The sequence below is a fragment of the Lactobacillus bombicola genome, from assembly GCF_900112665.1.
GTDB classification, from domain to species: Bacteria; Bacillota; Bacilli; order Lactobacillales; family Lactobacillaceae; genus Lactobacillus; species Lactobacillus bombicola.
On sequence record NZ_FOMN01000009.1, the window covers coordinates 22,819 to 42,819 of the forward strand.

General features: G+C 35.6%; 30 protein-coding genes, 1 other RNA gene and 1 other annotated feature. All 31 genes read left to right on the plus strand.

Annotated features, from left to right (window positions below; translation table 11 throughout):
- Positions 1–163: 163 nt before the first annotated feature.
- The 31 genes from BM203_RS06860 (at position 164) to rimI (ending at position 19,994) form a co-directional block, all read left to right on the plus strand.
- Positions 164–736, plus strand: a complete 573-nt coding sequence (locus BM203_RS06860; protein WP_090093801.1) for a sigma factor — start codon at positions 164–166, stop codon at positions 734–736.
- Between the two features lie 64 nt (positions 737–800).
- Positions 801–1,019: a P8 family protein gene (locus tag BM203_RS06865; protein ID WP_090093802.1), complete on the plus strand. Its 219-nt coding sequence runs from the start codon at positions 801–803 to the stop codon at positions 1,017–1,019.
- 134 nt (positions 1,020–1,153) lie between these two features.
- Positions 1,154–1,303, plus strand: a complete 150-nt coding sequence (gene rpmG / locus BM203_RS06870; RefSeq protein WP_090093803.1) for a 50S ribosomal protein L33 — start codon at positions 1,154–1,156, stop codon at positions 1,301–1,303.
- Positions 1,304–1,309: 6 nt separating this feature from the next.
- A complete protein-coding gene (gene secE, locus BM203_RS06875) occupies positions 1,310–1,480 on the plus strand; it encodes a preprotein translocase subunit SecE (RefSeq protein ID WP_090093804.1) in 171 nt (56 codons plus the stop codon).
- Positions 1,481–1,579: 99 nt separating this feature from the next.
- Positions 1,580–2,128: a transcription termination/antitermination protein NusG gene (gene nusG / locus BM203_RS06880; RefSeq protein WP_090093805.1), complete on the plus strand. Its 549-nt coding sequence runs from the start codon at positions 1,580–1,582 to the stop codon at positions 2,126–2,128.
- 125 nt (positions 2,129–2,253) lie between these two features.
- Entirely contained in the window at positions 2,254–2,679 is a 426-nt protein-coding gene (gene rplK / locus BM203_RS06885) for a 50S ribosomal protein L11 (protein WP_090093806.1), read from the plus strand.
- 71 nt (positions 2,680–2,750) lie between these two features.
- Complete coding sequence (gene rplA, locus BM203_RS06890; RefSeq protein ID WP_090093808.1) at positions 2,751–3,443, plus strand: 50S ribosomal protein L1; 693 nt, start codon at positions 2,751–2,753, stop codon at positions 3,441–3,443.
- Positions 3,444–3,582: 139 nt separating this feature from the next.
- Entirely contained in the window at positions 3,583–4,449 is an 867-nt protein-coding gene (locus tag BM203_RS06895; protein ID WP_090093810.1) for a phosphate ABC transporter substrate-binding protein, read from the plus strand.
- A 2-nt stretch (positions 4,450–4,451) separates the two neighbouring features.
- Positions 4,452–5,444, plus strand: coding sequence for a phosphate ABC transporter permease subunit PstC (pstC, locus tag BM203_RS06900; RefSeq protein WP_090093812.1), 993 nt, complete (start codon positions 4,452–4,454; stop codon positions 5,442–5,444).
- Between the two features lie 7 nt (positions 5,445–5,451).
- Positions 5,452–6,345: a phosphate ABC transporter permease PstA gene (gene pstA, locus BM203_RS06905; protein WP_090093814.1), complete on the plus strand. Its 894-nt coding sequence runs from the start codon at positions 5,452–5,454 to the stop codon at positions 6,343–6,345.
- Between the two features lie 9 nt (positions 6,346–6,354).
- Positions 6,355–7,155, plus strand: coding sequence for a phosphate ABC transporter ATP-binding protein PstB (pstB, locus tag BM203_RS06910; RefSeq protein WP_090093816.1), 801 nt, complete (start codon positions 6,355–6,357; stop codon positions 7,153–7,155).
- Between the two features lie 12 nt (positions 7,156–7,167).
- Complete coding sequence (gene pstB, locus BM203_RS06915) at positions 7,168–7,923, plus strand: phosphate ABC transporter ATP-binding protein PstB (protein ID WP_090093818.1); 756 nt, start codon at positions 7,168–7,170, stop codon at positions 7,921–7,923.
- Positions 7,924–7,942: 19 nt separating this feature from the next.
- Positions 7,943–8,611, plus strand: coding sequence for a phosphate signaling complex protein PhoU (gene phoU / locus BM203_RS06920; RefSeq protein ID WP_090093820.1), 669 nt, complete (start codon positions 7,943–7,945; stop codon positions 8,609–8,611).
- 32 nt (positions 8,612–8,643) lie between these two features.
- Positions 8,644–8,769, plus strand: a sequence feature (ribosomal protein L10 leader region).
- A gap of 34 nt (positions 8,770–8,803) precedes the next feature.
- Positions 8,804–9,313 (plus strand): 50S ribosomal protein L10, encoded by a 510-nt coding sequence (gene rplJ, locus BM203_RS06925; protein WP_090093822.1) that lies wholly within the window; start codon positions 8,804–8,806, stop codon positions 9,311–9,313.
- 48 nt (positions 9,314–9,361) lie between these two features.
- Positions 9,362–9,724: a 50S ribosomal protein L7/L12 gene (rplL, locus tag BM203_RS06930; RefSeq protein ID WP_090093824.1), complete on the plus strand. Its 363-nt coding sequence runs from the start codon at positions 9,362–9,364 to the stop codon at positions 9,722–9,724.
- Between the two features lie 213 nt (positions 9,725–9,937).
- A complete protein-coding gene (locus tag BM203_RS06935) occupies positions 9,938–10,558 on the plus strand; it encodes a class I SAM-dependent methyltransferase (protein WP_090093825.1) in 621 nt (206 codons plus the stop codon).
- The gene (tadA, locus tag BM203_RS06940; RefSeq protein WP_090093827.1) at positions 10,558–11,061 is read left to right on the plus strand and encodes a tRNA adenosine(34) deaminase TadA; all 504 of its coding nucleotides are present in this window, start codon (positions 10,558–10,560) and stop codon (positions 11,059–11,061) included. Before BM203_RS06935 ends, tadA begins: the two co-directional genes overlap by 1 nt.
- Positions 11,062–11,113: 52 nt before the next feature.
- Positions 11,114–11,213, plus strand: an RNA gene (ffs, locus tag BM203_RS06945) — signal recognition particle sRNA small type.
- A gap of 52 nt (positions 11,214–11,265) precedes the next feature.
- Complete coding sequence (gene dnaX / locus BM203_RS06950; protein WP_090093829.1) at positions 11,266–13,056, plus strand: DNA polymerase III subunit gamma/tau; 1,791 nt, start codon at positions 11,266–11,268, stop codon at positions 13,054–13,056.
- Positions 13,057–13,070: 14 nt separating this feature from the next.
- Positions 13,071–13,400, plus strand: a complete 330-nt coding sequence (locus BM203_RS06955) for a YbaB/EbfC family nucleoid-associated protein (RefSeq protein WP_090093831.1) — start codon at positions 13,071–13,073, stop codon at positions 13,398–13,400.
- Positions 13,401–14,000 carry a recombination mediator RecR gene (recR, locus tag BM203_RS06960; protein ID WP_090093833.1) on the plus strand — a complete coding sequence of 200 codons (600 nt, stop codon included), beginning with the start codon at positions 13,401–13,403 and terminating at the stop codon, positions 13,998–14,000. It abuts the gene before it with no gap.
- The gene (locus tag BM203_RS06965) at positions 14,000–14,230 is read left to right on the plus strand and encodes a YaaL family protein (RefSeq protein ID WP_090093835.1); all 231 of its coding nucleotides are present in this window, start codon (positions 14,000–14,002) and stop codon (positions 14,228–14,230) included. The genes recR and BM203_RS06965 overlap by 1 nt, the downstream gene beginning before the upstream one ends.
- 103 nt (positions 14,231–14,333) lie before the next feature.
- Complete coding sequence (gene tmk / locus BM203_RS06970; protein ID WP_090093837.1) at positions 14,334–14,981, plus strand: dTMP kinase; 648 nt, start codon at positions 14,334–14,336, stop codon at positions 14,979–14,981.
- 5 nt (positions 14,982–14,986) lie between these two features.
- On the plus strand, positions 14,987–15,310 hold the full coding sequence (locus tag BM203_RS06975; RefSeq protein ID WP_090093839.1) for a cyclic-di-AMP receptor: 324 nt from the start codon (positions 14,987–14,989) through the stop codon (positions 15,308–15,310).
- Positions 15,311–16,171, plus strand: coding sequence for a DNA polymerase III subunit delta (locus BM203_RS06980; protein ID WP_090093841.1), 861 nt, complete (start codon positions 15,311–15,313; stop codon positions 16,169–16,171). It begins immediately after the preceding gene.
- Positions 16,172–16,182: 11 nt separating this feature from the next.
- Entirely contained in the window at positions 16,183–16,518 is a 336-nt protein-coding gene (gene yabA / locus BM203_RS06985; RefSeq protein ID WP_090093887.1) for a DNA replication initiation control protein YabA, read from the plus strand.
- Positions 16,519–16,530: 12 nt separating this feature from the next.
- Positions 16,531–17,391, plus strand: a complete 861-nt coding sequence (gene rsmI, locus BM203_RS06990) for a 16S rRNA (cytidine(1402)-2'-O)-methyltransferase (protein WP_090093843.1) — start codon at positions 16,531–16,533, stop codon at positions 17,389–17,391.
- Between the two features lie 9 nt (positions 17,392–17,400).
- Positions 17,401–18,138, plus strand: coding sequence for an acyl-[acyl-carrier-protein] thioesterase (locus BM203_RS06995; RefSeq protein ID WP_090093844.1), 738 nt, complete (start codon positions 17,401–17,403; stop codon positions 18,136–18,138).
- Between the two features lie 57 nt (positions 18,139–18,195).
- Positions 18,196–18,714 (plus strand): folate family ECF transporter S component, encoded by a 519-nt coding sequence (locus BM203_RS07000; RefSeq protein WP_090093845.1) that lies wholly within the window; start codon positions 18,196–18,198, stop codon positions 18,712–18,714.
- 25 nt (positions 18,715–18,739) lie between these two features.
- Entirely contained in the window at positions 18,740–19,480 is a 741-nt protein-coding gene (gene tsaB, locus BM203_RS07005) for a tRNA (adenosine(37)-N6)-threonylcarbamoyltransferase complex dimerization subunit type 1 TsaB (RefSeq protein ID WP_090093847.1), read from the plus strand.
- Complete coding sequence (gene rimI, locus BM203_RS07010) at positions 19,464–19,994, plus strand: ribosomal protein S18-alanine N-acetyltransferase (protein ID WP_090093849.1); 531 nt, start codon at positions 19,464–19,466, stop codon at positions 19,992–19,994. The genes tsaB and rimI overlap by 17 nt, the downstream gene beginning before the upstream one ends.
- Positions 19,995–20,001: the final 7 nt, after the last annotated feature.

The following is a 20,001-nucleotide window of genomic DNA, read 5'->3' on the forward strand; positions in this document are numbered from 1 at the left end:
CTTTGTAAAGTAAAACTCAACTAATATTTCACATGGGAAAATGGTTGTGGCTAGTAAAAAAGCTTTTGAAAAATCATGAGAACAATAAACTAAAGTTCGCTATTTATCTTTTTAAAAACTACGTATTCTGCATTCAAAAATTAAAAATTAAGGAGATAAGAAAATGCAGAAGTTTACGGATAATCTAGCCGAAGAAGCTACTTTAATTAACCAAGTTAAGAATGGCAAAGAAGATGCCCTGAAAAAATTGTATATTCGGTATCAACCACTTGTTAATAGCATTATTAACAAATATTACTTGCGCTGCTATGACAAACAGGATTGGGAACAAGATGCACTTTTTATTTGTTATCAATCAGCGATTAGCTACGTCGATGGCAAAGGTAAATTTGCCAGTTATTATAAGACCAGATTGACTAATCATGCTAAAACATTAGTTCGTTATGAAAATGCCTATCGTCGACGTGCTCTTACCCAGTCGATCTCGATTGAAAAGGCAGTTGCCAGTGGGCTGCGTCCTTTACAGGTAAATCAAGTTAGTCCAAGTGAAGTTCCTTTAAATGATCAATTAGCCGAGATAATTGATCATTTATCAGATTTAGAAGGGCTAGCTTTGTTAGTTGTTTTAGGAATTGTGCCGCAAGAAGAAGTATTGGCCAATTTAAAGATTGAAAAAAAATCTCTTATAAGAGCTAAGTCTCGTTTGGCGCAAAAGATGCGTTACCATTTATTGTAATAGTGACTACTAAATAAAAAGATGTATAATGAATCCTTAGAAAATATGTGGAAAGGTATGTAAGATGACAGAGGAGTTAAGCAAATCAACTTTATTAAACCAACCAATGAAAGAAGTATTTGATTGGAGCGACTTGGAACTTTCCGTTAGAGATGTTCTCTGGGATTATTTGCTGGAAAAAGATGGCAGAGATGCTATCAAGGCCGAGGAAGACATGCTTTATTTTTTAAATGTTGGTGATGACAAAATAAAATTATTCTTAACTGAAAATCTTAAAAAGTAGATTTTTAATTAATTTGCTAATAATTAGTACTTAGACTCTGTTTTAGGTTAAAATAGCTAAATGGCGTAGAAGTATTAAATTAATTGCTTAAGAAAAAAATGTTTGCTAAAATACAATAGTTTGGAAGTGAGATTATGGCAGTGAAAAAAGCAGCTTTAGCTTGTAGCCGTTGTGGCTCGCGTAATTACTCAATCACGGCAAGTAAAAATCGCACTCAGCGACTTGAATTGAATAAATTTTGTAAGCATTGCAGTAAAATGATTTTACATAAAGAAACGAGGTAAGAAGTAGTGATTAAGTTTTTTAAAAGTGTTGTTGAAGAAATGAAACTGGTTACTTGGCCATCTGCCAAGCAGAATCGTCACGATACGGGAACTGTGATTGTTACTTCAATTTTGTTTGCCACTTATTTAGGTTTGTTAGACTTATTGTTTAGCAGTTTGACACAAATAGTGATGTAATGGCATAGATTTGCTAATCGTGTTATAATGCATATAATTAAAGAAACCTCTAGTGCAGAGGTTTTTTTCTTTGCCAAAAATAAAAGGAGAATTTTAATAATGGTTGAAACAACTAAAAAACAATGGTACGTTCTGCATACGTATTCTGGATATGAAGACAAAGTTAAATCTGACTTGCTTTCACGGGCACAAAGCATGGGGATGCAGGATTATATTTTTCGGGTAATGGTTCCTGAACAAGAGAAAATTGAAAAAGTTAATGATAAGAAAAAAGAAGTTGAAGAAAAAATCTTTCCAGGCTATGTATTAGTGGAAATGGTTATGACAGATGAAAGTTGGTTTGTTGTACGAAATACCCCTAATGTCACTGGTTTTGTTGGTTCTCATGGTGGGGGATCTAAGCCATCACCATTACTTGATGAAGAAGTAAATCGTCTGTTGCGGCAACAGGGTGAACCAGCCAAGCGTCCGCAAATTGATTTTGAAGTTGGTGAAACAGTTACCATTATTGATGGAGCTTTTAATGGAGTTGAAGGTAAAATTACAGAAATTCAACCGGATAAGTACAAACTTTTTGTTTCGGTTGATATGTTTGGCCGGGCAACTACAACTGAATTAGATTATGATCAGGTAAAGAAAATCAGTTAAAATTATCTCAATTATTGCAAATTAACTTAAACGATGTTACGCTATTAACGTAGTTTTATTATTGTGGGAGGAAGAGTAGATACTCTTCCATTTTAACCGCACACGGAATCAAGGAGGTTTTGACCGTGGCAAAAAAAGTTATTAACGTTGTCAAATTACAAATACCAGCTGGTGCTGCAACACCTGCTCCTCCAGTTGGTCCTGCTTTAGGTCAAGCTGGAATTAACATTGTTGGCTTTACCAAAGACTTCAATGCTAGAACTGCTGATCAAAAAGGCATGATTATCCCTGTAGTCATCACAGTTTACGAAGATCGTTCATTTGAATTCGTGACTAAGACTCCACCTGCTCCAGTACTTTTGAAGCAAGCAGCTAAAATTGATAAGGCATCTGGCGAACCTAACACCAAGAAGGTTGGTAAGGTTACTAAAGATCAAGTTAAGGAAATCGCTGAAACTAAGATGAAGGACCTTAATGCTGCTGATATCGAAGCTGCTATGCGGATGATTGAAGGTACTGCTAGAAGTATGGGTATCGAAGTCGAAGACTAATCCTGTTATTTATAACAATTTAGGTGGGAGAGCCTTAGGCTTGCTTGACCACATATTAAGGAGGAAATCACATGCCAAAGCATGGTAAAAAATATTTAGAAGCTGCTAAAAAAGTAGATTCAAAGAAATTGTATTCGGTCGCTGAAGCAATGAAGCTAGTTAAAGAAACTTCATATGCAGGCTTTGATGCTTCAGTTGAAGTTTCATACAATTTAAGTGTCGATCCTAAACAAGCAGATCAACAGATTCGTGGTTCAATTGTTTTGCCTAATGGTACCGGTAAAACGCAAAAAGTGATTGTTTTTGCTGAAGGTGCTCAAGCTGAGCAAGCTAAAGCAGCTGGAGCTGATGAAGTTGGCTCTGATGACTTGGTAGAAAAAGTACAAAACGGTTACTTAGATTTTGATGTTGTTGTTGCTACCCCAACTATGATGGCCAAAGTAGGTCGCTTAGGTAGAGTTTTAGGACCTAAAGGATTAATGCCTAACCCTAAGACCGGAACTGTAACAATGGATGTTGAAAAAGCAGTTAAGAATGTTAAGGCTGGTCAAGTAGAATATCGTGTTGACCGTCAAGCTTCGATTCATGCTGCAATTGGTAAAGTTTCATTTACTGATGAACAATTGATTGAAAACTTTGATGCTTTGCGTGACGTTATTTTGCGTGCGCGTCCATCAGCTGCCAAAGGTCAATATGTTAAGAGTGTAGCAGTTGCTGCAACTTTTGGTCCTGGAATTAAATTGGATCCACTAAATTTGGATTAATTTGAATAAATAATAAAGACAACTTTGCCGCTTAGCAAGTTGTCTTTTTTTACTTAATTTTAAGTGATTATGATTGGTTGATTGTTCAAGTTTTGATAAACTAAAATTGAAATTAAAATATTTAATTGAGGAATTTATAATGCGAAAAAGTAATTTTGTCCAACTGCTGGCCTGCTGTTTGTTAGTGCCGCTTTTTTTAGTTGGTTGCAGCAAAAACGGTCAAAAAATCACTATAGTTGGTTCTAGTGCCCTGCAACCGCTCATCGAGCAAGCAGGTAATGATTATCATCTGGCTCACCTTAATAGTAATATTGTTGTACAAGGTGGCGGTTCAGGTACTGGCTTGAGCCAGGTTCAAGCAGGAGCAGTTGAAGTGGGTACTTCAGATGTTTTTGCTGAGACACAAAAGGGAATCGATGCCCAAAAATTAAAGGATTATCCTGTAGCAATAGTGGGGATAGTTCCAATTGCTAATAAAGCTGTGGGCATTAAGAATTTGTCAAAAAAACAATTAGCTGATATCTTTACTGGTAAAATAAAAAATTGGCATGAGGTTGGCGGAAAAAATTTACCAATCATTGTAATTAACCGCTCGCGTGGTAGTGGGACAAGGTCAACTTTTGAGGATCTAATACTTAATGGTAAAGATGCAGTCAATTCACAAGAACAAGACTCCAATGGCAGTGTTAAAAAAATTGTTAATTCTACCCCAGGAACAATTTCTTATATTTCCTTTCCTTACGCTAATGATCAAAACATTCAAAAGATAAGTATTAATCATGTTGTGCCTGATAATAAGAATATTCCTTCCAATAAGTGGTCATTATGGTCATATGAACATATGTATACTAAGGGCAAGCCTAATAAGGCAACAGCGGCCTTCATTGATTACGTATTGAGCCCAAAGGTACAAAAAGAAGTAGTACCAAAAATTGGTTATTTAAGTATAAATGAAATGAAAGTTGTTCGTGACAGTCAAAATAAAGTTTCAAAGATAAGGAATTAACTATGGTAAAAAAAGAACAGGATTTGCAAAAGGTTGTTGAAAAAGCAATCTCGGCGCAAAAGGTTCCACATGTTAAATTTAAGGGAATCGATCCCAGAAATATTGATGTAGCACGACTGACTAAGCCATCAAAAGAAACTCGACAAGAACGCTGGGGAAAAGGGTTGACCTTTTTAGCAATTATTTTAATTGTAATTTTAATTATTGCTATTATTGGCTTTGTTGGTAGTCATGGCTTAGCTACTTTTTTCAATGATAAAGTTAATATATTCAAATTTTTATTTTCATCTGATTGGAATCCTAGTGCAGGAAAAGATCATGTCGGGGCAGCCGCGATGATTGTTACTTCTTTTGCAGTAACACTTTTAGCAGCTTTAATTGCCACCCCGTTTTCAGTGGCTGTAGCACTATTTATGACAGAATATGTTTCTCATAGGCGAGCAAATTTATTGCAATCTGTGATTGAACTGTTAGTTGGTATTCCATCTGTTGTTTATGGCTTTTTAGGGTTAACGGTGGTAGTACCGTTGATTAGAACAATTTTTGGTGGTACTGGTTTTGGCATTTTAACTGCAACTTTAGTTTTATTTGTTATGGTTTTGCCAACGATTACTTCACTTACCGTTGATGCTTTTAAAGCGGTGCCCAAAGAGCTACGTAAATCATCAGCAGCTTTAGGAGCAACTAAATGGCAAACTATTTATCATGTTGTCTTACGGGCGGCAAGAAGTAGAATAATGACGGCAATTATATTTGGAATGGCTCGGGCTTTTGGCGAAGCACTAGCTGTACAAATGGCAATTGGGAATGCTGTATTGATGCCGTTTAATTTGGTTAGCCCAGCAGCTACTTTAACTAGTCAATTAACCAGTCAAATGGGTAACACCGTAATGGGAACTTTACCTAATAATGCATTATGGTCACTAGCTTTGTTGTTATTAGTGATGTCTTTATTTTTCAATTTCTTAGTACACTTAATTGGAAAGAAGGGCTAGTGTTATTATGAATTCAAAAAGAAATAATCAAATTGCTACCGGGGTAATTTATTTTTTAGTTGCCATCGTAATTTTGTTATTAATTGGTATTATTGGTAATATTATATTTTCAGGGATATCACACTTATCTTGGCAGTTTTTAACCTCCAGTTCTTCTTCTTTTGAAGCTGGGGGAGGAATTAGAGATCAACTGTTTAATTCACTTTATTTGCTACTATTAACTTTAATTATTTCGCTACCAATTGCACTGGGGGCAGCGATTTACCTTGCCGAGTACGCAGCCAATAATTGGCTAACGCAATTAATTAGAACTACAATTGAAATTTTGAGTTCTTTACCATCGATAGTTGTTGGCTTATTTGGTTATTTAGTATTTGTAGTGCAATTTGGGTTAGGTTTTTCTATTATTTCTGGTGCGCTTGCCTTAACCTTTTTCAATTTACCAATTTTAACAAGTAATATTGAAGAAGCAATTAAAGGTGTACCGCAGACCCAACGTGAAGCAGGTTGGGCTTTGGGACTATCAAATTGGAAAACTATTCGAGGAATTGTAATTCCTGCCGCTTTACCCGGAATAATCACTGGGGTAATTTTAAGTGCAGGACGTGTTTTTGGTGAAGCAGCAGCTTTAATTTATACAGCAGGTCAAAGTGGCTCGACAGTTGACTACTCAAACTGGAATATGTTCAGCCCTACTAGTTTTTTAAATGTAATGCGTCCCGCTGAAACACTGGCTGTTCATATTTGGAAAGTTAATACAGAAGGAATTATTCCAGATGTAAATGTTGTTTCAGCAGCTACTTCCGCTCTATTAGTAATTGTGGTAATTATATTTAATTTTGGTGCTCGGGCACTAGGTAATTATCTGTATAAACGATTAACTGGGGCTAAGATAAAATAAGGAACTTCTATGGAAAATTGGCAAAATCAACCTAACTATATTAAAACTTTTGATGAAGACGAGTGTGCTATTTATACACAAGATTTGAGTGTATTTTATGGCGGTACAATTCAAAAACTGTTTGATGTTAGTTTGGGCTTTAAAAAAAATACAATCACAGCACTTATTGGTGCTTCAGGATCAGGTAAATCGACATTTTTACGTTCACTTAATCGCATGAATGATCAGGTTGCTAGAGTTGATGGTAGTATAATTTTTCATGATCTTGATGTGAACCAAAAGAAGATTAATGTTTATGAATTACGTAAGACAATTGGAATGGTTTTTCAAAAACCTAATCCTTTTCCCAAATCAATTAAAGATAATATTATCTATGCTTTAAAAGCAAACGGGCAGCATGATAAAGCTACTTTGGAACAATTAGTTGAAGAAAGTTTGCGGGCAGCTGCTCTGTGGGATGAGGTTAAGGATAAATTAGACCAAAGCGCATTAGCCCTTTCTGGTGGACAACAGCAGCGGTTATGTATTGCTCGGGCGATTGCCCTAAAGCCTGAAATTTTGCTTTTGGATGAACCAGCAAGTGCATTAGATCCAGTTTCAACAGCTAAACTAGAGGATACGTTAAAGCAGTTGCGAGAAAAATATACGATGGTTATGGTTACACACAATATGCAGCAGGCATCAAGGATCAGTGAATATACTGCTTTCTTTCATTTAGGCCATGCACTTGAATATGACACCACCTCTAATATTTTTACTAATCCGCAGGGTTCAATCACAGAAAAATATATCCAAGGTAGTTTTGGCTAAAGGAGCAAGCGTATGAAAAATGTCATGGAAGCGCAAAATGTTAAATTGAGCTATGGAAAATATGAAGCCTTACATGGTATAACTTTAAAATTTCCAGCCCAAAAATTAACAGCATTAATTGGTCCATCTGGATGTGGTAAGTCGACTTTCTTACGTTGCTTAAATCGCATGAATGATGATATCGATAATATTAAAATTAGTGGCAAAATTTTGTTAGAAGATAAGGATATTTATCATACTCATCTTGATTTAGTTTCTTTGCGAAAAAAAGTTGGGATGGTTTTTCAACAGCCAACCCCTTTTCCGTTTTCAGTTTTTGATAACGTAGCTTATGGTCTGAGAGTAGCTGGAGTTAAAGATAAAACTGTAATTGAGCAGCGAGTTGAAGAAAGTTTAAAGCAAGCTGCAATTTGGGAAGAAACTAAAGATAATTTACAGCGAAATGCTCAAGAATTTTCTGGTGGGCAGCAACAAAGAATTTGTATTGCTCGTGCTTTGGCAGTTAGACCAGAAGTGGTTTTGCTTGATGAACCGACTTCCGCATTAGATCCAATTTCAAGTGCAGAAATTGAAGAAACTTTAATGGGACTAAAGAAAAAATATACTTTTATTATGGTGACTCATAACTTGCAACAAGCTAGTCGCGTTTCAGATCAAGTGGCGTTTCTAATGAATGGTGAATTAATTGAATCTGGTTCAACTGAAGCAATGTTTTTGGCACCTAAAAAAGAAATTACAAGTAATTATCTAAATGGTCGGTTCGGTTAATATATAGGAGTAAGTTTTTATGCATGAAATATTTTTAGATGAACTAAAAAAATTAAATACCAGATTTATGGAAATGGGTGTACTAGTTAATGATTTAATTGACAAAGGAACCCGATCATTTGTGGCCCATGATAAAATGATGGCCCAAGAAATGATTGAAGAAGATAAAGAAGTGGCCAAAGAAGCAATTAGAATTGAAAAAAAAGCTTTAGACTTAATGGCCTTGCAGCAACCAGTTGCAACTGATTTTCGGGTAGTAATTAGTATTCTTAAAGCAACTACAGACCTTGAAAGAATTGGTGAGAATGCTAACAGTATAGCGGTAGAGACTGTACGGGTTAAAGGTAATCCGCGTATCTCAGAAGTCGAAGAAATTATTTCACGGATGACTCATCAGGTGCGTTCAATGCTAATCAAGGTTCTAACAGCTTATGTGCAAGAAGATGAAAAGACTGCGCGTGAAATGGTTGAAGGTCATAAAGAAGTTTATGATGATTATAAGAAAGCCCGAAAAATGATTATTGATGGGGTTGAACAAGATCCCAACGTTGCCGTTGCTTCAGCTAGTTACTTTGTGATTATTCGTTTACTTGAAAGAATTAGTGACCATATAGTTAATATTGCCAATTGGGTAATTTATAAGGTTTCTGGTGAATTATTTGAACTAATTGAGAATAAAAATAATTGATAGCTTGCTTTTGCAATGTAAGCCTGCTATACTATTGAAAGTAAATTCTACCTAAGACGCGGGTGGTCTAGTGCCTTAATTTCCCGCCGAGGCCAGAAGATGATGAAGATTTTTAAAACTCCATGTCTTGCTTGGCATGGAGTTTTTAGGCCTTATGGAATTTATTAATGAATTTGATGGAGGTGAATTCGTTTGAGTAAAGCTGCTATTGCTGAAAAAGAAAAGTTTGTTAATGCATTTGCTGAAGAACTTAAAGCTGCCAAAGCTGTTTTGGTGATTAATTACCTTGGCTTAACTGTTGAAGAAGTTACTAACATGCGTCAAGAACTTCGTGCTAATGATGTTAAGATGAAGGTTATTAAGAATACTTACTTAAGACGTGCGGCTGCTAAGGCGGGCATTGAAGGTCTTGAAGACACTTTTGTTGGACCAACAGCTGTTGTTTACACTGATAATGCAGATAATATTACTGAGCCTGCTCGAATTGTTGCTAAGTATGAGAAGGACTTTGATGTTATTGACATTAAGGGTGGTATGCTTGAAGGTAAGATAACTTCTAAAGAAGAAATCCAGGCTCTTGCTGCTATCCCAGGTCGCGAAGGCTTGCTTTCAATGCTTGTTTCTGTATTACAAGCACCTGTGCGCAATTTCGCATATGCTGTTAAAGCTGTTGCTGATTCAAAGGATGAATCTGCAGAATAAATAAAATAATTTTTTTCTAAATATTAAAATTTCGGAGGATACATAAGTATGGCTTTAGATACTGAAAAGATTATTGAAGACTTAAAGAGTGCTTCAATTCTTGAATTAAATGACCTTGTAAAGGCTATTGAAGATGAATTTGGCGTTTCAGCTGCTGCTCCAGTTGCTGTAGCTGGTGCTGCTGGTGAAGCTGAAGCTAAGTCAAGCTATGATGTAGAATTGACTAGTGCAGGCCAAGAAAAGGTTAAGGTTATTAAGGTTGTCCGTGATATTACTGGACTTGGCCTTAAGGACTCAAAAGATCTTGTTGATGGCGCACCTAAGAACGTTAAGGAAGGCGTTTCTGAAGATGAAGCTAACGACATTAAGGCTAAACTTGAAGAAGTTGGCGCTTCTGTAACTTTGAAATAGTTACAGTCCAACTGGACAAGTTAAAATGAGCACGTATTTGCAATTTGCAGATGCGTGCTTTTATTTTTTATTGATAAGTAACTGCTGTAATTTATATTAAAAGCAGAGCAGATTAATTTTATGGTAATAGTCTCAATTATGATTTCACTTTTCAAAAAGCCTAATCAACGATAGAATAATTTTAACGAGATTAAAGTTAGAGATGAGTAAGTGATGACTGAGCAAAAAAATCAAATGTATTATGCGGCTAATCCGACTTCGGGGCATGATGAGCACATGGTTGACTATCATGTTGCTGGAATAGACCTAAAATTCACCACGGATGCAGGTGTTTTTTCAAAAATGCGGGTCGACTATGGTTCAGGTGCTTTAATTAAGCAGATGGCCCAAGTTTCTTTTCCCGCTAAAGGAATTTTAGATGTCGGAGCAGGTTATGGTCCGTTGGGCCTTTTTGCCGCGAAATTTTGGCCAGAGCAAACTGTGGAGATGATTGATGTCAATGAGCGCGGTTTGGCGCTAGCAAAGAGAAATGCCGCCATGAATCAAATAAGCAATGTGGCAATTTATCAGTCTAATGTTTATGAGAAAATAGCTAATAACAAAAAATTTGGGCTAATTGTGACTAATCCGCCAATTCGTGCTGGTAAAAGTGTTGTTACCAGTATCTTATCGGGCGCTAAAAATCACCTGGTTAAAAATGGCAAAATTCTTGTTGTCATCCAAAAAAAGCAAGGTGAACCTAGTGCACGCAAGCTTTTAAAGGCTACTTTTGGTAATTGCACCATCTTGGACCGAGACAAAGGTTACTACATTTTGCAGGCGGTGAATAATTAATGTCTTTTTCAAGTGAAGAAAAGAAAAAGTACATGCAATTAGCCTTTGAGCAGGCAAATAAAGCGCAAGAAAAAGGTGAAGTTCCGATTGGTGCAATTTTAGTGGATCCAGCTGGTCAAGTTATTGGTAGTGGGTATAATCGGCGCGAACTTGATCAAGATGCTACGCAACATGCTGAAATGATGGCAATTAGGCAGGGATGTACTAAGCTAAACACTTGGCGATTAATCGATTGTAGCTTGTTTGTCACACTAGAACCATGCCCAATGTGTGCTGGGGCAATTATCAATTCCAGAATAAAAAGCGTTTACTTTGGCGCCTTGGATCCTAAAGCTGGTGCGGCAGGCAGTGTGGTTGACTTGTTTAGCATTAGTAAATTTAATCATCATCCTCGGGTTATTCGCGGCTTATACCGCGAAGAAGCTAGTCAAATGTTAAAGGATTTTTTTCGGGCAATCCGCCGGAAACAAAAATTAGCCAAAAAAGCTTTAAAAAATGATTAGGAAATCGGAAAAGATTCCGCAAATTAGTGGAAAAATTTAGTAAAATAAGTTATTATACTTTATGGGCAATGTTCAACCTCCAAAGCGTGTCAGGACCGGAAGGTAGCAGCACTAAGGTTGCTTGGACATGTGCCTTTTATTAGACATTTACAAACTCTTAACTCTTTCGAAGAGTTAAGAGTTTTTTACTAGGGAAGATTTTCAATGGTTTATCAAGCTTTATACCGCAAATGGCGACCACGAACTTTTGACAGTGTAGTTGGTCAAGCAGATATTACAAATACTTTAAAAAACGCGATTAAGCGTGGTACCATTTCGCATGCTTTTCTTTTTGCTGGACCGCGGGGAACAGGGAAAACTTCGTGTGCAAAAATTTTTGCCAAAGCTTTAAATTGTACTAATCTCCAAGATGGCGAGCCCTGCAATGAATGTGCTAATTGTATTGCTGCTGATAAGGGTGCTATGGCTGATATCATGGAAATTGATGCTGCCTCAAATAATGGGGTTGACGAAATTCGTGAGATTCGTGATAAAGTAAAATATGCGCCTACGCAGGGTAAGTATAAGGTATATATTATTGATGAGGTTCACATGCTATCAATGGGGGCATTTAATGCACTATTGAAGACATTGGAAGAGCCACCTGAGCATGTAGTTTTTATTTTGGCAACAACCGAATTACAAAAAGTTCCTGCTACCATTATTTCTAGAACGCAGCGTTATAATTTTAAACGGATTACTAATCATGATCTTAAGCAACGGATGAAGTATATTCTTGAGCAAGAAAATATCAAATATGAAGATCGTGCCTTAAAGGTGATTGCTCAAGTTGCTGATGGTGGTATGCGGGATGCATTAAGTATCTTAGATCAATTATTAAGTTATGAACAAGATACAGTAAAATATGCTACTGCCTTAGAAATTACAGGTTTTGCTGCTAGAGAAACGATTGAACAAATTTTATTAGCAATTTTAAATAAGGATGCCGTTAAGGCAATAGAACTTGCCCATAAGCAGTTACAACAGGGTGCCAGCTCAAAAAATATTTTAGATGAGTTAATTGATTTGGCAACTAACTGTTTGTTAGTGCTCAAAACAGGGACTGATAATCATAGTAATTTTTGTAGTGAAACTTTCATTGAGCAAATTAAAGAATTTACAGTAGATAGCTATTTTGATCTGATAGTTTTTGCCAATAATGCTTTGACTAATTTGAGATATACTAATCAGCAACAAATCCCACTTGAAGTATTCATAGTTGAAAGTACTAGTCAAACTAGCTTAGGTGAAGCGAATAGCACTAATTCTGAAAAAAAATTAAGCGAAGAAATTCATGCTTTAAAAGAGCAAATGGTCGTTTTAAAGCAAAAAGTATCTTCCTTAAGTGAGACTACAACTAGCACTAATAGCAGCCGAGTCTACCATATTAATAGTGAAAATAATAATGTGACGAAAAAGAGCAAGCCAGTCAAAGAAATTAAAAGCGTAAAAAGAGCGAAAAAGAGTGGGCACACTAACCAACAGAATCGGCAACGTGTTTATCATGTTTTGGAAAATGCGACCAAACATGATTTGCAGACAATTAAAGATGTTTGGGCTGATTTACAGTCGGTTCTAGGTGTTTCACAAAGAGCTGTTCTTGAGGTCTTAGAGCCAGTAGCAGCGAGTCCAGACCAAGTTGTAATGAAATGCAAGTATACCCTTTGGTTTGAAAAAGCAAGTTCAGATGAAGATTTATTACAAATAATAACTAATCAAATTGCCAAGTCGACGCAACATAATTATGAAATTGTTTTAGTCCCAGATAAGGATTGGTTTACTGTTCGCAGTGAATTTTTACAAAGCCATCGGCAAGAGCTGGCAAATAAAAAAAAGCAGACTGATAGTCCCAAAAATAGTAGTAAAGAATTAAGTGAACTTAAGGATAAAACTGATATTGAAGTTGTTGCCAAAGCCAAAGACTTATTTGGTGAAGCAGTAAATATAAAAGATTAATAAAGGAGAAAAAGATGAGTAAAAGACCTAGTTTTGGTGGAATTGGTGGCATGAATATGCAACAAATGATGAAACAAGCTAAAAAGTTACAAGAGCAAATGACTCAAGAACAACAAAATCTCACTGAGCAAGAATTTACTGGTAGCTCGGTTGATGATTTAGTTGTGGCCACCTTTAGTGGTGATCGCCACTTAAAGGGGATTAAAATTAACAAAGATGCCATTGATCCAGATGATCCAGATATGTTACAAGACTTAGTGATTGATGCAGTTAATAAGGGATTAACAAAAATTGATGAGGCTACACAAGCTAGTTTAGGTAAGTACACGAAGGGTATGATTTAATTGCAATATCCAACACCAATTGCACATTTAATTGATTCTTATATGAAGTTGCCCGGAATTGGTGAAAAAACAGCAATTCGCTTAGCTTTTTATACACTTGATATGCCTGATGATGATGTTCATGATTTTAGTATTGCACTAAATGAAGTTAAAGCAAAATTGCATCGTTGTTCGATTTGCGGCAATATCACAGAGCACGACCCATGTGTAATTTGTAGCAATTCTGAGCGTGAGCAGTCAACGATTATGGTGGTTGAACAATCTAAAGATGTAATGGCTTTTGAAGAAATGGGCGAATATAGCGGTTTATATCATGTTTTACATGGTGTTTTATCGCCAATAGATGGGATTGGTCCAGAAGAAATCAACATTAAATCGCTTATTGTTCGCTTACAAAAACAAGACCAGGTTAAAGAAGTGATTTTAGCACTAAACTCAACGCCAGAAGGTGAAGCAACAGCGATGTATATTGGAAAGTTAATTAAGCCGGCTGGAATTAAAGTGACACGTTTGGCTGCAGGTCTTGCTGTAGGTAGTGATATTGAGTATGCAAATTCAATTACTTTAAAGCGGGCAGTACAAGGGAGAACATCAATTTAATGTCACAAAATAAAGTTAAAGAATTAGGCGATCAGCGATTAATAACTACTATTGAAAAATTACAAGCCGAAATTGCAGTAGAAAAAAGTTTAGATGCAACAACGCTTGATATGTCAGAAAATAATATAGTTGCAGGGAAAATTTTACTTGCTAAATATGCTTTTTTGTATGACGAGGCACGGCACCGAAACACAAGATTTAGTGGCTTTACCAATGCGATTTCAGAATAAAAAGTCCTTGATTATAGGACTTTTTTATTTTTGTTTAAATTAAAAGTACGTTAGGGTGTTCATATAGAACAAACTCTTGTAGAATAGACTCATGGAGAGTTTTATGAAAAGTTATTTTATCAGTTTTGAAGGGCCAGATGGGGCCGGAAAAAGTACAGTTTTAGAACATGTGGTCGCTAAAATTGCGCCACTCATCAAAACACAATATCTAGTAACACGTGAACCAGGCGGTTCACAAATTGCAGAAAAAATTCGGCAGATCATTTTAGATCCCGACAATGAAAAAATAAGTGCCAAAACAGAAGCGTTGCTATATGCAGCAGCTCGTAGTCAGCATATGGCAGAAACTATCATTCCAGCTCTTAAAGCAGGAAAAATTGTATTTTCGGATCGTTTTGTGGACAGCTCACTTGCATATCAGGGGGTTGGCCGTAATCTAGGAATTTCTGCTATTAAAGAAATTAATGATTTTGCTACTAGTAAAATTGAACCAGATTTAACAATTTTTTTAGACATTGAACCTAAAGTTGGTTTAGCTAGAATTGTAAAAAATCGTTCAATAAAAGTGGATCGCTTAGATCAAGAAGAATTAGTTTTTCATCAAAAAGTTTACCATGGTTACCTAAAACTTATTCAAGAAAATCCTGTACGGATTAAAATAGTTGATGCGCAAAAGCCACTTAATCAAGTGGTACAGGCTTGTGCTAAAATTATTATAAATAGTTTACCAAAAGAATTATTAAAGGATTAAATATAATGAAACTAATAATTGCAATTGTTCAAAAAGAAGACGCTAATAAGTTACAACATGCTTTTGTTAAGGAAAGTATTCCAGTTACTAAATTATCAACTACCGGGGGTTTTTTAAGCGAAGGAAATACTACGTTTATGATTGGAGTTGATGAGCAACGTGTTAAAAAAGTTTTGCGCATCATTAAGGATGAATCAAAAGCACGCGAAGAGTATATGAACCCTAATATGATGATGACTGGTTTTGATGTGAGCCGGCAACCAGTTAGAATTACTGTGGGCGGTGCAACGTGTTTTGTGCTGTCAGTAGAAGAATTTAAGAAATTTTAAATGCTAGTTGATATTACTAATCCCGCTCAAAAACAAGTTGCTTTCTTAAGGCATACTTTTGAACAAGGGAAATTAGGCCATAGTTACCTGTTTATAGATATCAATGAACAAGAAGCAGTAAATACAGCCTATTGGCTTGCTTGCTTATCCAATTGCACTGGGATGGAAAAGCCGGATGGAACTTGCAAGAATTGCCAGCAAATCATTTCAGGTAATCACCCTGATGTTTTACTTATTGAACCTGAAAATAAGCAAAGTTTAAGTATTGATCAAATTCGTTTTTTAAAAGAAGAACTAGCTAAGAGCCCAGTTCAGAGCCCTATAAGGTTCTTTTTTATTAATCAGGCTGAAAAATTATCTCTTCCCGCTGCTAATGCGTTGCTCAATTTATTGGAAGAACCGATTGCACCAGTAGTTACAATTTTAATCGCAAATAATGTGAATCAAATCTTGCCAACAATTAAATCGCGAACGCAAATAATCAATTTTGTACCTAATTCACAAAATACTGATAGGAACGAAAAACTAATAGAACAAGGCTTTAGTCAAAATGAGCTTGAAGAACTTGACGATACAACAAATTTAGCAAAGTTGGGCAAATATTTTTACGAAGAAATGGTGGAGCAAAATCCACTAGCTTTAGTTAGCGCCCATCAACTTGCTGATACAGTTAAAAGTAGAGCAAAACAAGATTATTTATTGTTTTTATTAAAAGATTTAGCCCAAAAAGATATTGATAGTGGCAATTTGCAGTCAGGCGGCAAAATGTTAAAAGACCTCCTTAAAATAGAGCAAATGCGTTGTAGTAATGTTAATTTTCGTAATCTTCTTGATTATCTGGCTTTGCAATGGAAACGGTAGGTGTGTAGATGGTGGATTCTTATTCAAAGTTACAACAACTTCATGAATCAATGGTCAGGATGACTAAGACAATTGAGAGTTTAGAAAACAGTATTTTAGATACACTTAAAGAAAATACTGAGCTAAAAGTAGAAAATCAATTACTTCGTGAAAAGATGGATAAATTAAATGCAGCCAATAATGGTTCAATCAAAAATCAAAGTGGTTTAGAATCGTTACGGCAAATTTATAACTCAGGCTACCACATTTGTAATATGTATTATGGATCGCATCGCGATCCTAGTTCAGATTGCATGTTTTGTTTAGATATTCTCGACAATTTTGGTGAGAAAAAGAAATCACGGTAAAGGATAGATTAGATGCAACGGCAAAGTAGTTATGACAAAGATGAAGGTAAACTTTATTTGGTACCGACTCCTATTGGAAATTTAGAAGACATCACAATTAGAGCAAAAAATATTTTACAAAATGCAGATTATATTGCAGCCGAAGATACAAGAACTAGTGGAATCTTATTAGAAAAAATTGGTGTTCACAATCGTATGTTAGCTTTTCATAAATATAATTCACAAGAACGGGCACCAGAATTAGTTAAGATGATGAAAGAAGGAGCAGTAATTGCTGAGATTAGCGATGCCGGTATGCCAGTTATTTCTGATCCAGGCTATATTTTGGTGCAGCATTGCATTGAAAATGATATTGCAGTAATCCCTTTACCTGGTGCATCAGCTTTTACAACAGCTTTAATTGCATCTGGCTTTGATGCACAGCCATTTACATATTATGGCTTTTTGCCACGAAAATTAGGTGAGCAACAGCCATTTTTTAACCAAATGAATGACGCACATGCAACTTCAATTTTTTATGAAGCACCGCATCGTTTATCTAAAACACTAGCTAATATGAAGACAGTTATTTCACCTGAGCGTAAAATTGTCGTTGCACGTGAATTAACTAAAATTCATGAAGAATTTATACGTGGCACACTTGAAGAAGTGACCAATTATTTTAAGCAAAATACTCCTCGAGGAGAATTTGTAATTTTGATATCGCCAAATTCTGACCAACCCCAATCATTAACATGGCCTGAATTAATTGAATTAGTAGATAGACAAGTTAGTCTGGGTGAAAGCAAAAAGTCAGCTATTAAGCAAGTTGCAGCCATAAATAATGTATCTAAAAACGAATTATATGAGCGTTACCATCAAGAAAAATTATAGGTAGATCAAATGAAATATAGTGAAAAACATCAAGTAGAATTTTATGAATGTGATGAAAATGAAAATTTAAAATTACCGGCAATGATTGATTTAATGATGAGTGTTTCCGAACATCAGTTAAGTAGTGGAATTGCAAGTACTAATGCCTTAGCTAAAAAGGGACTTGGCTGGGTGGTAACGCAATATCATATCGAAATTAATCGCTTACCCAAACCAAACGAAGAAATTATTCTCTCGACTGAACCAGTAGGCTATAACCGCTTTTTAGAATATCGAAATTATCTTTTCAGTGATCAAAAAGGAAATGAACTAATTAATGTAGAAAGTGAATGGGTTTTGTTTGATTTAAAAAAGCGTAAATTAGTTTCGACTGATCAAGAAATGATGGCTGAAATTGGTATTCCTTTTTTGAAAAAATTGCCACGTTTTCCCCGATTAAGAGTTCAAGCAAAGTATGACAAAAAGCGGCAGTATCGGGTGTGCTATGATGATTTAGATACTAATCATCATATGACCAATGGGCACTATTTTAATTGGTTTATTGATATGTTTGATCGGGAATTTTTAAAGCAGCATGTAGCGAAAGTAATTGACATTAAGTTTAATTTAGAAGTCCGTTATGGTGATCTACCATATTCATGTATAACTACTGTTGATCATGAAAAAGAGATTAAGTCATATCATGCAATTAGTGATCAAGATCGAAATGACAAATCAGTTTGTGAAATATTATGGCGCAAGTTATAATATAATTTATGCTTTTTTATAAAAAAATAAATTAAATATGGAAAGAAAGTGCTGTGAATGCCAATAAAAAAAATGCTAGAGGTTGAATTGCGCGATTTGATTTTGTTGGGCATTATAGTTGCAATGAAAATTATTCTTGAGCGCTTTACTATTGGAACTAGCTTAGCTCATATTGGACTAGGTTTTATCGGTAGTGTCTTATTAGGTTATATGTTTGGTCCAGTTTGGGGTGCTGCTGGAGGTGGAATTGCTGATTTGGTTTCTTCAGCATTATTTGGCAATCAAGGGGGCTTTTTTATTGGCTTTACACTAAGTGCAATGGTAGGTCCATTTATTTATGGTTTATTCTTTTATCAAAAGCCAGTAAAAATATGGCGAATTATGGTTGCAGTATTATTAGTTTCAATTATTGTAAACGTAGGTATGAATACCTTATGGCTTCATTTTCTCTATAATGTAGACTATAAGGCAGCATTAGTTCAGCGAGCACCAATGGAAATAATAGTTCCCTGGGTTCAAATGATAGTGGTTTACTTTGTTTTAATGGCAATTTCACGCATCAAGATTAAGCGATAATTTGAAAAAGGTAAAGTAGTTAAAAATGAAAATTTTAAGTGTGTCAACCGCAACTAATAATTTAAGTGTGGCCTTAAATCAAGATGATACAATTGTAGTTGAAAAAAATGAAATTGATGAGCGCAATCATAGTGAACATCTTGATCCATTGATTAAAGATATTTTAGAGTCTAATCACTTGGAACTTAAAGATATTGATCGTTTCGCAGTAGCGCTTGGACCAGGATCATATACGGGATTACGTATTGGCGTAACTACAGTAAAAATGTTCGCCAGTATTTTACAAAAAGAAGTGGTTGGAGTTTCAACTCTAAAGGCATTAGCGGCAAGTTGTAATGCAACCCAAACTCTTATTGTTGCTGGTCTTGATGCGCGCAATGACAATTTCTTTGCTGGTGCTTATGTGAATGTAAATAAGCAGTTGACCAATGTAATTGCTGATGGTCATTATCATATTGATATATTACTAACGAAAATTAAAAATTATTTTATCAATCATAAACTTAAGCAGGTTATTTTTATTGGTACAGGTTTTGAAAAACAAGCAGAATTAATTAAAAACATTGATGTACCATACAGTTACGGCTCAATGCAACAAAATCAAATTCATGCAGGTCTTATTGGGCGATTAGCAAATTCTGAAAAAACAGTCGAGCCAGATAAATTATTACCTAATTATCTGCGCCGAACGCAAGCAGAAGTAGACTGGCACAAAAAGACGGGGCAAGATTTCGGCCCAGATAGTAAATATGTGGAAGAAGTTTAGCCAAGCATTCTATTCAGAGCACGGACTTGCTTTTAAGGCGTTTACCTTTAAAATGAACAACCATTGTTTAAAAATAGTCCCAGCTCAACTAAGTGACCTTTCTAAGATACTTTTGCTGGAAAGCAGGGTTTATCAAGGCTACTTACCATGGAATAGCACAATTTTTCAAGCTGAATTGTGTAAAAATGACTCGCTCTATTTGCTGGTTTACAAGGAAACAGCGTTAATTGCTTTAGCTGGAATAAGGCTACAAGATAAGGAAGCGCATATTACTAATTTAGCAGTCGATCCAGCATGGCAAAATCATGGTTTGGGCACATATCTAATCCAACTTTTATCTAAATTTGCTAAAAAGCAGCAATGTTACTTGATTAGTTTAGAAGTTAGGGCAGACAATGAAAGGGCACGTCTGCTTTATGAAAGTTTAGGCTTTCGAGTTAGATTTGTACACGCGAATTATTATCAAGATGTTCAGCAAGATGGTCTGGGTATGATTTTGGAATTAAGGCATTAACAAAGGG